At 66.9% G+C, this 14,030-nt stretch carries 11 protein-coding genes and 1 pseudogene; 6 read left to right on the top strand and 6 right to left on the bottom strand.

What is annotated here, in order from left to right; all coding sequences use genetic code 11:
• Positions 1-74: 74 nt before the first annotated feature.
• From ccmB to B161_RS0103065, 3 genes are all read right to left on the bottom strand, one after another.
• On the bottom strand, positions 75-743 hold the full coding sequence (gene ccmB / locus B161_RS0103075) for a heme exporter protein CcmB (protein ID WP_018631889.1): 669 nt from the start codon (positions 741-743) through the stop codon (positions 75-77).
• Positions 744-753: 10 nt separating this feature from the next.
• Positions 754-1,416: a heme ABC exporter ATP-binding protein CcmA gene (gene ccmA / locus B161_RS16465; RefSeq protein ID WP_018631888.1), complete on the bottom strand. Its 663-nt coding sequence runs from the start codon at positions 1,414-1,416 to the stop codon at positions 754-756.
• A 122-nt stretch (positions 1,417-1,538) separates the two neighbouring features.
• Complete coding sequence (locus B161_RS0103065; protein WP_157755510.1) at positions 1,539-2,873, bottom strand: hypothetical protein; 1,335 nt, start codon at positions 2,871-2,873, stop codon at positions 1,539-1,541.
• A 221-nt stretch (positions 2,874-3,094) separates the two neighbouring features.
• Here B161_RS0103065 and B161_RS0103060 point away from each other — a divergent pair, with 221 nt between their 5' ends.
• The 5 genes from B161_RS0103060 to B161_RS0103040 all read left to right on the top strand — a co-directional run bounded on the left by B161_RS0103060 (position 3,095) and on the right by B161_RS0103040 (position 8,399).
• Positions 3,095-3,868 carry an alpha/beta hydrolase gene (locus tag B161_RS0103060; RefSeq protein ID WP_018631886.1) on the top strand — a complete coding sequence of 258 codons (774 nt, stop codon included), beginning with the start codon at positions 3,095-3,097 and terminating at the stop codon, positions 3,866-3,868.
• A 220-nt stretch (positions 3,869-4,088) separates the two neighbouring features.
• Positions 4,089-4,481, top strand: coding sequence for a DUF5658 family protein (locus B161_RS0103055; RefSeq protein ID WP_018631885.1), 393 nt, complete (start codon positions 4,089-4,091; stop codon positions 4,479-4,481).
• 117 nt (positions 4,482-4,598) lie between these two features.
• Entirely contained in the window at positions 4,599-5,474 is an 876-nt protein-coding gene (gene panC / locus B161_RS0103050; RefSeq protein WP_018631884.1) for a pantoate--beta-alanine ligase, read from the top strand.
• Positions 5,475-5,629: 155 nt separating this feature from the next.
• On the top strand, positions 5,630-6,598 hold the full coding sequence (locus B161_RS0103045; protein WP_018631883.1) for a ribose-phosphate pyrophosphokinase: 969 nt from the start codon (positions 5,630-5,632) through the stop codon (positions 6,596-6,598).
• Between the two features lie 148 nt (positions 6,599-6,746).
• The gene (locus B161_RS0103040; RefSeq protein WP_018631882.1) at positions 6,747-8,399 is read left to right on the top strand and encodes a DUF262 domain-containing protein; all 1,653 of its coding nucleotides are present in this window, start codon (positions 6,747-6,749) and stop codon (positions 8,397-8,399) included.
• Here B161_RS0103040 and rnr read toward each other — a convergent pair.
• The gene (gene rnr / locus B161_RS0103035) at positions 8,396-10,714 is read right to left on the bottom strand and encodes a ribonuclease R (RefSeq protein ID WP_018631881.1); all 2,319 of its coding nucleotides are present in this window, start codon (positions 10,712-10,714) and stop codon (positions 8,396-8,398) included. The genes B161_RS0103040 and rnr overlap by 4 nt on opposite strands.
• A gap of 595 nt (positions 10,715-11,309) precedes the next feature.
• Between rnr and B161_RS0103030 the strand changes: the two genes are divergently transcribed.
• Entirely contained in the window at positions 11,310-12,107 is a 798-nt protein-coding gene (locus tag B161_RS0103030) for a helix-turn-helix domain-containing protein (RefSeq protein ID WP_018631879.1), read from the top strand.
• Positions 12,108-12,181: 74 nt separating this feature from the next.
• On the opposite strand, the gene B161_RS0103025 is transcribed toward B161_RS0103030, so the two are convergent.
• Positions 12,182-12,871, bottom strand: a complete 690-nt coding sequence (locus B161_RS0103025) for a tellurite resistance TerB family protein (protein ID WP_018631878.1) — start codon at positions 12,869-12,871, stop codon at positions 12,182-12,184.
• 428 nt (positions 12,872-13,299) lie between these two features.
• Positions 13,300-14,030 (bottom strand): annotated as a pseudogene (locus B161_RS16460) (hypothetical protein); the annotation flags it as partial.

Below are 14,030 nucleotides of genomic sequence, written 5' to 3'. Positions count from 1 at the left end.
GATTCCTCTCTCTGTGAGACCCGAACCCCGGGACGGGCCCTCCTACTCTCCCCGGTCGCGGCGAGGCAAGACGCTCAGGACAGATTCAGCCTCAGCGCCGCCGCCGCCGCCACCGGCGCCAAAGCCATCGACCCAAGGCTGATCGCCGCGCCTATGGCCAGCATGGGCCAGGGATTCGTCCCGAGGACCGCCGCCTCCACCGCCAGAGCCCCGAAAATCAGCGTCGGAACGTAAAGCGGCAGCACCAGAAGGCTGGTCAGCAGCCCGCCCCGCTTCAGACCCGCCGTCAGCGCCGCCCCGATGGAGCCGATGAAGGACAAGGCCGGGCCGCCCGCCAGCATGGAGAGAATCAGCGTCGGCGCCGCTTCGGCGGGCAGGCGCAGCAAAAGCCCCGCTAAAGGCGCCACGAGAAGGAAAGGCGCGCCCGTCGTCAGCCAATGGGCGAAGGCCTTGACGAAGGCCGTGGCCTCCAGAGGCGCGGGCGCCAAAGCCAGATGATCCAGCGTCCCGTCCTCGACGTCGGGCTGAAACATGCGCTCCAGAGTCAGCAGCGCCGCCAGCAGCGCCCCGAGCCAGACCAACCCCGGCGCCACCCGCGCCAAAGCCGCCGGATCGGGGCCGATGCCCAAAGGCGCCAGAGTCACGAAGATCAGATAAAAGGCCACGCCGAGGGCCGCCCCGCCGCCCGAACGCAGCGCCAAAGCCAGATCCCGCCGCAAAAGAGCGCCTAAAGCCCGCCTCATGGATTCGCCCTCACCAAGCTTCGGCCTCCACGGAATCCGGAGAGGCTTCGGGCGGGCTCGGCGTCATCTCGAAGCTCCGCGCGCCGGGCAGGCCGAGATCCTGATGAGTCGCCGCCAGAATCGCCCCGCCCCGCGCCAAATGGCCCTTCATGGCCTCCAGAAGCGCCGCCGAGGAAGCCGCGTCGAGCGCCGTGGTCGGCTCGTCGAGCAGCCAGACGGGACGATCCGTCAGCAGCAGCCGCGCCAGACCGAGGCGCCGCCTCTGGCCCGCCGAAAGATGCCGCGCCGGAGTCTCCGCCAGAGTTTCGAGGTGAAAGGCCCGCAGAGCCTCCGGCGCGCGGGCGCGCTCGCCGCCGAGGAGATCGGCGTGAAAGCGCAGAGCCTCTAAAGGCGTCTCCGAGAGCTTCAGGGAATCGAGATGCCCCGCATAGGCCAAAGCCGCCTGAGCCGCCGCCGGATTGGCGCGCAGATCATGGCCGTCGATCATGGCCAAGCCTGAAGCGATGGGGCAAAGCCCCGCCAAAGCTCGCAGCAAAGTCGATTTCCCGACGCCGTTGGGACCGCGCAGACTCGCCGCCTCGCCCGCCGCCAGCCTCAGGCTCGCGCCGCCCACCACGCGGCGTCCGGCGCGGCGGATCTCCAGAGCCTCGACCTCGATCCTCGCCGCCTGCACAGAAGCCCCCGCGCAAAAGAAACCTCCGCGGACCGAAGCCCGCGGATACGCCCCATGGGAGGCGCTTTTAGCTCAAATCTCAGCCTGAGGCGCGATTTTCTCGCCCGTCTCGCAAGAAGGGGTCAGCTTCCCCGCGCCGAAGGGCAGGTCGGGCGCCAAGCCTGTTGCGCCACGCCCCAGCGATAGTCGAGCGGCGCATGCGGATCGGAGGCGACGCGCTTGGCGTCGATGGCCTCGCGCAATTGGCGCAGATCCATCCGGCGCCCGCCCATATAATCGAAGGGCACGGCGCAGGCGGCGAGCATCTCCTCGTCGCCCATGGCGCCGCCGCCCCGCGTGAAGATCGATTGAATCGCGCGTTTGGCGGGGAAGTCCTGAGCGGCCCATTGCGGGTCTTGGGTCAGAGTCTGGAGGACGCGGAAATGTCCGGCCAGCTTGGCGTCGCGGGTGGGGGTGGAGAATTCGCCGTATTCGCCCGCGCCGAAGCAGCTGGAGCCGTGATTCTCCTGTTTGCGGCGCAGGGCGTCGAGGGCGATGTTGACCACGTCCACGCGCTGAATCGCGTAATTGCAGAGCGTGCCGAAGAGGCGGTCGGCCTTCTGGGGGAAGGTCTCCTGAATCTTCGCGAGGGCCTCTTGAGTCGCCATGGCGAAGGCCGACCAATCGCCGCCCACCGATTTCGCCACGCTCCATTGCTCAAGGCTGGCGCCGGGCACGCGGGCGGGCGCCGTGCGCAAATGGGCCTCGGGCTTGAAGCGGCGATAGCCGTCGCGGTTGCTGGCGTCTTTCGGCACTTCGGAGGGGAAGTTGTCCACCACGGCCATCGGGCGCCATGCGCGCGGGCTGGAGGCCGACAAGGTGGTCATGGCGCCGGTCGGCGCGACCTCCTTGACGATATAGGCGTGGGTTCCGGGGATCAGATAGATGTCGCCCGGACGCACCTCGGAGAGCGCCACCGGATAGGTGTCGTTGACCAAAGACCAAGTGACCGTCGCGTCGTTCACATGCTCGATGAAGGCGCGCAGCTTTTGCGTCTCGTCGTAGGCGGGGCCCTGATAGGTGGTCCATGTGCCGTCGTCCTGCTCCTCGCGGAGGGTCGGACGGTAATTGTCCCAACGGGTCATGTCGTTGCTCAGCACGCCCTTGCCGCCCGGCGCGTTGATGGCGAAGGGCAGGGAGTTCTCATGCGCGAAGAGGATGCGCATGGTGTAGATGGCGTCCGCGCAATCCAGCTCCAGACCGAAGGTCAGGCGGTCGGCGGAGTTATGGAAATAATCCTTATGGAAGGCGTCGCGGACCCAGGATTCATAACGGCGCTCCCAATTTTCATCCCATTGATTGGTCGCGGTCCAGACCGCCGCCTCCGCCTCCTGAGGCGCGGCGAAGGCCGCCGCGCCGAGCGCGAAGAGGCTGGCGAAGACGCGGGCGAAAAGACGGGGCTGGCGGGGCTGACGCATGGGGGGAGCGGCCTCGGCTGAGATCTGCGGATAAGGACCGGCGCGCGGCGCGCTGGAGTCCATTGATTTTGGCGCGAAGATGCCGAAAAACCCTTGCAGCCGCAAGGCTCCCGCCCGCCGCCCTCTTCACAAGCGATCACGAAGTCGCAGGAAGGACGCAGCCCCGCGGACTCGCGGAAGCCCCACCCCGATCCCCCTCCCGATCTTTAGGAGTCCCGGAGATGACCGAAGCCCCCGCCTTTTTCACGCCTCCCGACGGACGCCGCCTCGCCTATGTCCGCCATCGGGCGACGGCGGCGCAGGCCGCGCGTCCGGGCGTGGTCTTCCTCGGCGGCTTTCAGTCGGACATGACCGGCTCGAAGGCTCTGGCGCTCGACGCCTGGGCCCGGCGCGAGGGCCGCGCCTTCCTGCGCCTCGACTACAGCGGACATGGCGCCTCCTCGGGGCTCTTTGAAGAAGGCTGCGTCGGCGACTGGGCCCGCGACGCCCTCGACCTCTTCGACGCCCTGACCCAAGGGCCGCAGATTCTGGTCGGCAGCTCGATGGGCGGCTGGATCGGGCTTTTGCTCGCCCGCGCCCGTCCGGAGCGCGTGGCGGGCTTCCTTGGTCTGGCGGCGGCGCCCGACTTCACCGAGGATCTGATCTCCCGCGAGATGACCGAGGCGCAAAAAGCCGAACTGGCGGCGCAAGGGCGCGTCGTGGTCCGGAATCCCTATGATCCGGAGCGTCCCACCATCTACACGCGCCGCCTGATCGAGGACGGCCGGGAGAATTTCGTCCTGCGGGCGCCTTTGGCGGTCTCCGGCCCGGTCCGGCTGATTCAGGGGACGGCCGATTCGGAGGTGCCCGTCTCCACGGCGCTCGCGCTGCTGGAGCATCTGGATTCTCCCGACGCGCGGTTGATTCTCGTCAAGGGCGCCGGGCATCGCCTGAGCGAACCCGCCGAGCTCGCCCTGCTGGAGAAAACGCTCCAGGAGATCGACGCGCTTTTGTGATCTGCTCCGAAATGACACGCGACCCGGTCGGCGAAGGCCGCCGAGAGGCGCCTGCGCGCCCGCCTCCCGAGGCCGCTCCGGGTCGCCCCGCGATTTTTCAAAGAGTTGCATGGTTAGAGGGGCTCGCCCCCGCGTCCTGATCCGGGGCCGATCCCGACGGCCCGTCCTTTGCTCTCTCTCCCGGCGTTCACCTATCTTTAGGACGCAGGGAGAGATCGTCATGGAGCAACCGCTGAGGATCGTCGCCCGAGCCATGCAGAACAGATATGCGCGTTATCACATCCTCGCCGAGCGAGCCCGCTCGGACATCGACCTCGCCCGCACCGGGCGTCTGGTCGCGGCGATGTTCATGCTGGTCGGGATCTGCGACGCGCTGTCGACGAATTGGGCGCTCAGCCACGGCGCCTTCGAGATCAACGGCGCCATGCGCTGGCTTCAGGACACGCTCGGGCCGCTCTGGTTCGTGCCCAAGGCCTTCGCCCATGCGCTGGTCGCGGCGATGATCGTCTGGTCGCCGAACCGGCTGGTGCTCTCGATCATGTCGGTGATGACGGTGGTCACCGCCATGGTGGTGGCGAACAACGTCCAGATCGCGACGATGCTCGCCGCCTGAACATCCCCCGCCCCCGCCCTCCGCTTCTGAGGCTCCGCTCCGAGATCTCGGCCTGCGCCTTTCGCCTGCGCAAGAAACCTGCTATCTCCCGGCCCAAGCCGGTGGAGGATTTCGTTCATGGTCGATTCGGTCTTCGCGCCTTTGCCCATCGTGCGCACGGCGGCGGATCTGCGCGCCAAAGTGCGGCGCTGGCGCGCCGAAGGCGAGCGCGTGGCTCTGGTCCCCACCATGGGGGCCCTGCATGACGGTCATCTTTCGCTGATCGAGGCCGCGCGCCGCGAAGCCGAGCGGGTGGTGGCCTCCGTCTTCGTGAACCCGACCCAATTCGCCCCCCATGAGGATTTCAGCGCCTATCCCCGGCAGGAGGCCGAGGACGCCCGGCTTCTGGCGCGGGTCGAATGCGATCTGCTCTACGCCCCCACGGTTCAGGAGATGTATCCGGTCGATTTCGCCACCATCGTCTCGGTGGGCGAAGTGACCGAGACTCTCTGCGGCGCCAAGCGCCCCGGCCATTTCGACGGCGTGGCCACGGTGGTGGCCAAGCTGTTCAATCAGGCTCTGCCGGACGTGGCCGTCTTCGGGGAAAAGGACTGGCAGCAGCTGACCATGATCCGCCGCATGGTCCGCGACCTCGACATGCCGGTGCGGATTCTCGGCGTCCCCACCTTCCGCGAGGCCGACGGTCTGGCCATGTCCTCGCGCAACCGCTATCTGACTCCCGAGGAGCGCCGGATCGCGGGCAAGCTCAATAAGGCGCTCGCGGGCGCGGCCGCCTATGTGGCGCGGGGCGCGCCCGCCGAAGCCGCCTCCGAGGCCGCCGCTCAGGCTCTGCGCGAGGCCGGATTCGCCAAAATCGACTATCTGGAGGTGCGCGACGCCGAGAACCTCGCCCCGGTGAAGGTCTGGGATCCGGCGCGTCCGGCGCGGATCTTCGCGGCGGCCCATCTCGGGAAGGCGCGGCTGATCGACAATCTGCCCATCGGAAGCCCCTGAAGCCCGAGGAGCGGCGGGGCGCCCTCTCCGGAAGCAGGGGTTGAAAACGTCGCGCCCCGGCCCGTGAGCGTTTACAAGCGCCCCTCTGCTTTGGTAGGAGGCCCGCGCCGCCTTTCGCCAGCGGGCGGCGCAGCAAAAAGGCCCCGACCTCCGCCATGAAGCCCAATCCCGACCTGAAGCTCATCACGGGCAACGCCAATCGCCCGCTCGCGGCCAAAATCGCCGAGAAGCTCCACCGCCACCTCGTGCCGAGCGAGGTCAAGCGCTTCTCAGATGGAGAGGTCTGGGTCGAGATCTCCGAGAACATGCGCGGCGACGACGTTTTCGTGATTCAGTCCACCTCCTCGCCCGCCAACGACAACCTCATGGAGCTGCTGATCATCACCGACGCCCTGCGCCGCGCCTCGGCGGGGCGGATCACGGCGGTGATCCCCTATTTCGGCTACGCCCGTCAGGACCGCAAATCCGCGCCGCGCACGCCGATCAGCGCCAAGCTGGTCTCGAACATGATCACCCACGCCGGCGCCGACCGCATCCTGACCGTCGATCTCCACGCCCTGCAGATTCAGGGCTTCTTCGACATCCCGGTGGATAATCTCTTCGCGGTTCCGGTCTTCGCGCGCCATGCGCTGAAGAATTTCTCCTCGCAGGACCGTCTGATGGTGGTCTCGCCGGACGTCGGCGGCGTGGTGCGCGCGCGCACCTTCGCCAAGAAGATCAACGCGGATCTGGCGGTGATCGACAAGCGCCGCGAGAAGGCGGGCGAAGTCGAGTCGATGCAGGTCATCGGCGACGTGACGGGCCGCGCCTGCATCCTCTTCGACGACATCGTGGATACGGCGGGCACGCTCTGCAAGGCGGCGGAGGCTCTGAAGGAGCGCGGCGCGGCCAGCGTCCACGCCTATTGCACCCATGGCGTGCTTTCGGGCGGCGCGGTGAAGCGGGTCGAGGACTCGGCTCTGGAGAGCCTCTGGATCACCGACACCATCCAGCCGACGCCCTCCACGCTCGCCTCGAAGAAGGTGCATGTGGCGAGCATCGCGCCGATGCTGGCGGCGGCCATCGAAAGCACCGCCGATTACGATTCGGTCTCGCGCCTCTTCGAGGACGCCCCCATCGATTGACGAGGCGCGAATAACGCCTTGAAGCTTCTTTCAAAAGCGCGGCTCCTTCCGGAATCGCGCTTTTCCGCTTTTTAATCCTTAAGCGCGATTTTCCCTCTCCATGCGCAGACGCGCCCAGAAGGCGCCGCGTTCCGAAGGGGGAAGAGGGATGGAAGCAGCAGAACGCACGATCGCCCAGATTTTCGCGGGGCAAATCCGCTATGAGATCCCCAATTACCAGCGCCCCTACAGCTGGGAGGCGACGCAGGTCGGGCAATTGCTGGAGGATGTCTGGGAGGCCTATGAAGCCAGAGATCCCGAATATTTCATCGGCTCCCTCATCACGATCGAACATGAGAAAGGCGCGCGCTATGAGGTGGTGGACGGCCAGCAGCGCCTGACGACGCTGAACCTCGTCTTCGCCCGGCTGCGCGACGCCATGACCGAGCCCGCGAAATCAGAACTCGGCAGGCTCGTCCTGCCAAGCAACGCCCTAACCGGCGAGACCGAAGCCCCCAGACTCCGCGTCCGCCAGCGCGATCAGGTATTTTTCCGTAAATACATGCTGGAGGCGAAAGAGGTCGACGCTCAGGTCCGCGGCAAGATCGACCGGGATCAGGACGCGCCCAAACAGCGGTTTTTAGAGAATTTGAAGACCATCGACGCCTTCATCGGCGCCCATACCGAAGACCAATTGAAGCTCTTCGCGAATTATCTCCTTCAGAAAGTTCATGTGGTCTTCGTGACGACGAGTTCTCTCGCCTCAGCCTACCGGCTGTTCAACGTGCTGAACACCCGAGGCATGCCGCTTTCCAACGCCGACATCATCAAAAATCAGATTTTCTCAAAATTCGCCTCGACCTCCGAGACCGACGACAACATCAGCGATGAGATCCATGAGAGATGGCTTGAGCTTGAGGGCCTCGTCAGCGTCGCGGGCATGGATCAGTTCCTTGGCCACCATCGCATGGCCCTGACCGGCGTCAAGGCGCGCAAAATCCTGCATGAGGAATTCGCCTCCATCATCAAGACGGTGGAGCGGCATGAGCCTTTTCTGGAGGGCCTTCTCGCCTCGGCGGGGAATTATCTGCGGATCGGCCGCAAAGATTTTCACCTCGTCGAAACAGCCCGGGCGGCGCGCGCCATGTCGAGAAGCACTTTCGACGATTGGGCGCCCGCCCTTCTGGCCTTCCTCAACCAGCCGCTTCCCGACATGCCCGAGGTGGAGTTCGTCCGGCTGCTGGAGAAGCTCACCTATCAATTCTGGATTCGACGGATCGGCTTCAACCACCGCTTTACGGCCTATGCTCATGTGATCGCGGCCATCCGCGATGGGAAATCAGCCGAGGAATTGCGGGCCGTCTTCCGGCGCCACGCCGACGATGAAGACATGCAGGTCGAACTGAACGGCGATCTATACCGGAGAACCTTCGCGCAAGCGGTGCTCCTGCGGCTGGAGGAGGCGGCTCAGGACGCCTCCGTCACCAAATCCTTCGGCGAGGATCTCAGCATAGAGCACGTGCTTCCTCAGAGTCCGAAAGCGGCCTATTGGAACGAGCGCTTCACGGAGGATCAGTACGTTTTCTGGCGCCATCGCCTCGGCAATCTGACCTTGCTTTCAGGCAACAAGAACAAAAGCTCTCAGAACTTCGATTTTGAGCGCAAAAAGAAGATCTATAAAGAGCGCAACGCGCGGGTCTCCTTCGACCTGACCAAAGCCGTCCTCGACCTGCCGGACTGGACGCCGGAGGTCTTGGAGACGCGGCAGAAGGAGCTTGTTGAGCGGGCGATGCGTCTCTGGCGGCTTTCTCCGGCCGCCTAACGCTTCTTCGGCGGCCCCGCCCGCTTCGCCTTGCGGGCCGCTTTGGCTTTGGCCACGGCGGCCTTGCGCGCCAGAGCCCTTTGCGCCGCATGAGGCTTCTCGCCGACCGTCCGGCCCAGAGGCTTCAGCCCCGTCCGCCCCGTCCGGCGTTCGGAGCCGCCCGCCGGCTCGAAGAGCAGCCCGCCCGTGATGGGCGTCGCCTCCACCAGCCGCACGCGCATCCGGTCGCCTAAGCGCCAGGTCGTCCCCGTCCGCGAGCCGATCAGGGCATGGCGGTCGGGGTCATGGGTGAAATACTCCGCCCCCAGAGAGGAGATCGGCAAAAGCCCGTCCGCTCCGGTCTCGTCGAGCTTCACGAAGAGCCCGAACCGCGCCACCCCCGAGACCACGCCCTCGAACTCCGCGCCCATGCGGTCTTCGAGATAGGCCGCGAGATAACGATCCGTGGAATCGCGCTCGGCGGCCATGGCCCGACGCTCGGTCTCGGAGATATGTTCGGAGATCTCCGCGAGGTCGCGCTCCTCCTCCAGAGTCAGGCCCTCTTTGCGCCAACCCTCCCAGCCATGGGCCGAGATCAGGGCGCGATGGACCAGCAGATCCGCATAGCGGCGGATCGGCGAGGTGAAATGCGCGTATTTCGCCAGATTCAGACCGAAATGGCCGAAATTCTCCGGTCCGTAATAGGCTTGGGCCTGAGACCGCAGCACCGCGATGTTCACCGCCTCGGCGTGGGCGGTGCCCGCGACTTTATCCAGCGCCTCGTTCAGCCGCTTCGGAGTCAGGTTCTGGCCCTTGGCCAGATTGACGCCGATCTGATCCAGCGTCTCGCGCAAGCTCGCCAGCTTCTCCGGCGAAGGCGCCTCATGCACCCGGAAGACCAGAGCCTGACGCTTCTGCTCCAGAGTCTCGGCGGCGCAGACGTTGGCGAGGATCATGAACTCCTCGATCAGCCGATGGGCCTCCAGACGCTCGCGCATGCGGATGGCCGTCACTTGGCCGGCCTCGTTCAGCTCCACCTTGCGCTCCGGCAAGTTGAGATCCAGAGGCGCGCGGCGGTCGCGGGCGCGGGCCGCCGAGGCGTAGGCCCCATAGAGCGGCTGCACGACGTCCTCGATCATCGATTCCGAAAGCCCGTGGCCTTTGAGTCCGTCGGCGGCCTGCTGAACCTGCTCATAGGTCAGGCTGGCCCAGGAGCGGATCATGCCCCGATGAAACTGGTGGTCCAGCTTGCGGCCCTCGGCGGTCAGCCGCATCTTCAGCGCGATGATCGGGCGCTCGACGTTCTCATGCAGCGAGCAGAGATCGCCGGAAAGGTCGTCCGGCAGCATGGGCACCACGCGATCCGGGAAATAGACCGAATTGCCGCGCTTGCGGGCTTCGCGGTCGATGGCCGTTCCGGGGCGGACGTAATGGGCCACGTCGGCGATGCCGACCCAGACCACCCAGCCCTCAGGATTGGCCGGATCGGGGTCCGGCATGGCGGCCACGGCGTCGTCATGGTCGCGGGCGTCGGCGGGGTCGATGGTGACGAAAGGAACCGCCCGCAGGTCGATGCGGTCGGCCATGGGCGCGGGCCCGGCCTTGGCCGCCTCCGCCAGAGCCGCCTCCGGGAAGATCACCGGAATCTCGCGCTCATGAATGGCGATCAGCGAGATGCTGCGCGGGGCGCTCACGTCGCCGAGCCGCTCGACCACCTTCGCCCGGGGCAGGCCGAAGGAGCCGCGTCCCGGCTTCGCTTCAAGCTCGACGAGTTCGCCCTCTTTGGCGCCGTTCTCGTCTCCGGCCTCGACGCGATATTCGGTGTCGGCCTTGCGGCTGACGGGGACTCCGCGTCCGCCCTCCTCGCCGCGCCGGTAGACGGCCAGAATGCGTTGCGCGGATTCGAGGATCCGCACCACGCGGCCCTCATAAGGCAGATCGGAATCCTTGGCCTTCTGGATCTTGAGCAGGACCCGCCCGCCGATTCCCGGCGCGGCGTCGCCTTTGCGGAAGCCCACGCGGATTTTCGGCGCGGGCCCCTCGCCCGCCCATTCGAGCGGCTCGGCGATGAGGTCGCCCTGATCGTCGCGCGCGAGGATCTTCGCCCCGGTCAGAGGCGGCAAGGCCGCGTCGGTCCCGAAGCGGCGGCCCTCGGCCTTGGCGATCTCTCCGGAGGCTTCAAGCTCGCGCAGAAGCTCCTTCATGGCGATGCGTTCGGCGCCTTTGAGGCCGAAGGCCCGCGCGATCTCGCGCTTCGTGGCGGCGGCGGGCGATTCGCGCAGAAAGGCCAGAAGAGCTTCGCGGGAAGGGGGAACGGTTTCTTTTTTATTCTTCATAATGCAGCGATGAAAGGATTCCCCGGCGAAAAGGCAAGCGCGCCGGAGCTCCGCCGGAGGGAAAGCTCGAATTTTTCTGAAAATAGGGGTTTTTCAACGACTCTTTCGCGACCTGAAGATCCGCGCGGCGCGACGGGCGGCTGAAAGAGAAAGGGCGTCCGTCTTCGCCGGATCGGGAGACGAAGGGCCATCCCCGGCCCGGAGCGGCTGAACGCCGTCCGGACGGCTTCGACGGACGCCTAGGGGCCTCTCCGACGGGCATTGCGCTTCCGCTTCGCCGAAGGAGGCATAACGTCGCAAACGAACATCGGATCTCAAGGGTTCCTGAGTGTTGGAGCTCCTGAAATCCGTTGAGATTATGAACATGAAACTTTCCCTTTGAAAAGGCGATGAACGGGCCGTTTCTCAGAGGTCTTCGCCCAAGATTGGGCGTTTTGGGACATTTTCGGAGAAATTTCACCGGTTTTCATCCATTCAATCCGTTTCGCCCCAATTTGGGGCGAGTCCCGGCCCGCCCTCTTGACGGAAGCGGAAGCCCGCGCCTATTCGGTGAGCGCCGAGCAGAACGGCGCGCTCCCGACGAGAATGGAAAACGGTGACGGACCATCCCTTCAAAACCGAGCGCCCCCGCCAGATGGACTGGGCCGCGACAGGCGAGACGCTGGAGCGGCTGCTCGCCGCCCGCAATCTCTCCTCCCAGATTCTGGCCGACAAGGCGGGCGTGGACCGCAAGACCGTGGACCGGCTGCGCCGGGGGGAGCCGGTGCGTCTGCGCACGCTCGCCTGGATCGAAACGGCGCTCGGAGCCTCGCTGCGCCCGGAGCATCTGGCCAGCGAGGAGGAGCCGCCGCATGACGCCGCGCCCGTCCGGCTCGGCGCCTATGTGCGGGCGCATTATCAGGCTTATGAAGGCTGGTGGTGGGGCTTTCGCCGCAGCTTCGATTATCGCGAGCGGGTGATCTGCCACAGCCTGAGGATCCATTGGGATTCGGCTCAGAACTGCCTCGCCTTCGAGGAGCGTCAGCGCAATCGCGACGGCGCGCGGCGGCGGGAATACGACTTCCGGGGCGTGGTCTCGATTCCGGCGGGTCTGGGGGTGCTCTATTTCATGATCGTCGGCGAGGGGGCGGTGCGGGTCTCCGCCGCCACGCTTTTGCGCGAGAACGCCGGCGAGAGCTATATGAAGGGCGTGATGCTGGCGCTCGGCGAGATGGCCGAAGTCGGGTTTTATCCCGTGGTCACGCCGCTTTACCTCGTGAAGGCGACGCGCGAGCCCACTCCGGCCGAACTGGAGGCGCGGCTCGGCTCCTTCGAGGCGGGGCGGCTCTGGCGCTCCGACGTGGCCGAGGCCCTCGCCGACGTCGAGGCCCGCTTCTGCCGCTTCGGCGGCTGAGGCCCCGCCTTCATGCGAAAAGGCCCGGAGCGCGCCGCCCCGGACCTTTCTGAAACCTTCGATCCGAAGCGGCCTCAGACCTTGGCGGTCGCGGATTCGATCTCGCGGGCCAGCTCGGGATCGAGCTTCAGCGCCGCCGCCAGATCATTGAGGTAAAGCCGTTCGGCGGGATGGTCCACCTCGACCACCAGCGCCGAAAGGGCGTAGATCTCGCTGGCGGCCTGCGGCCCGTCGGCGAGGGCGGCGATCTCCTGCGGATTCACCGGCTTGGCCAGCTCCGCCTTGACGAAGGCCGAATCCAGACCCTCCAGCCCGCGCATGCGGGTCTCGATGATCTGGCGCTCGCTGTCGTCGATATGGCCGTCGGCCTTGGCGGCGGAGATCATCGCGGCCAGAAGGGCGCGGCTGCGCTTCTCGGCGGCGGCGTCGGAGAGGTTGACGATCTGATGCTCCTCCTTCGCCTCGATCTGCAGCGGCGCGCCGGAATCCTGCTTCTTATCGGCGTAGTTCTTATAGGCGTTGTAGGCCAGACCGCCCAAAGCGGCCAGACCGCCGAGCTTCAGCACGCCCCGCCCCGCGCCGGAGCCGAGCAGCAGCGTCAGGGCGCCCGCCGCGAGGGCGCCGCCCGCCGCGCCTTTGAGCATGGCGCCGCGCTCGGTCTGGGCGCCGCCCACGCCGAGCTTTCCGGCGGCGTAATCCTCGCCTTTGGAGGCCATGCCCCGTCCGGCGCTCAGAAGCTCGTCGAGAATGCTTTTATTGGTCATGCCGCCCGTCTCCCTTGATCTCGTCTCGCGCCGCTGCGCGCGGCGTGAGGCAGGATATGGGAGAGGCTCCGGCCCGCGTCCAGACTTGGGACGGCCTTTTCAACCCTCCGGCCCGGTTCGGCGTCGATTCCGGGCCGATTTTCTCCGGCGGCGCAATCCCGGGGAGAAGCCGCGCGGCGCGCTTCGCCTGAGAGGCGCCGCCCTTCGAACGGCGGGAGGCTCCGGAGCGCCGAGGGATCTCCCCGAAGCTCCGGAGGCCCTTCCTCCTGCGCATCCGCGCGATTCGCCCGACGGCCTGCGGGCGAAGCTTCAGAGCGTTTTCCGACCAAGTCGGGCCTTCAAACGCTCCGAGTCTTTGTTTGGTCGCCTCGTCGCGACGCGAAGCGGAAACGGCTTCGCTGGACGACGCTTCGCGGCCGGTCAGCCGGTCAGAAGCGGCATTGGTCGAAGGCCAGAGCCACCTGAGCCCCGCCCTGCTGGAGCTGCGCCTCGATCTGACGCGCCACGCAGACGGCCTGATGGCTCGGCAGGAACATGGTGTCGGCTCCGGCGATGGCGCCGCCCGCCGGAACAGGCTCCGTGGGCCAAGGGGCCGCGCCCCAGGGCGCAGGCGCCGGAGGCGCGTAGGCCGCAGGCGCCGGAGCCGCGTAAGCGGGCTGCTGCTGAGGCGGCGCATAGGGCTGGGGCGCATAAGCCGCCTGCGGCTGGGGCGGCTGGATCTGAGTCGCGCCGGGCTGAGGGCCGGGCACGGGCAGCCAGCCGAGGGTCTGCGGCGGCGTTCCCGGAATGCGGAGTTCGCCCTGAGGAAGTCCGCCCTGAGGAAGTCCGCTCTGAGGAATTCCGCTCTGAGTCGGGGCCGGAGCGGCGGCGTAGGTCACGGCGGAGGGCGCCGGATCATAGCTCACGCCATAGGCCGGACCGGCGGCGGGCTCCCGCACGCTCAGCGGCGGCGCGACGCTCACGGCGGAGGCGGGCTGAATGGGCGCGGAGGGCTCCGGCGCGACGAAGCCCGCCGGGGGCTCGGAGAACCAGACCTCGCGCGTGCGGGAGGCGGCCACGGCGGTGCGCGGCTGAGCGGAGGCGGCGCGCGCCGGGGCTGCGGCGGCTTTCGGCGCGGCCGCAGGCGCGGCGGCGGCCTTGGGGGCGGGTTTGGCGGGGG

It is taken from the genome of Neomegalonema perideroedes DSM 15528, assembly GCF_000374145.1.
GTDB lineage: Bacteria > Pseudomonadota > Alphaproteobacteria > Rhodobacterales > Rhodobacteraceae > Neomegalonema > Neomegalonema perideroedes.
Note: the sequence above shows the minus strand (reverse complement) of the source record. Positions and strands in the feature narration are given on the sequence as shown.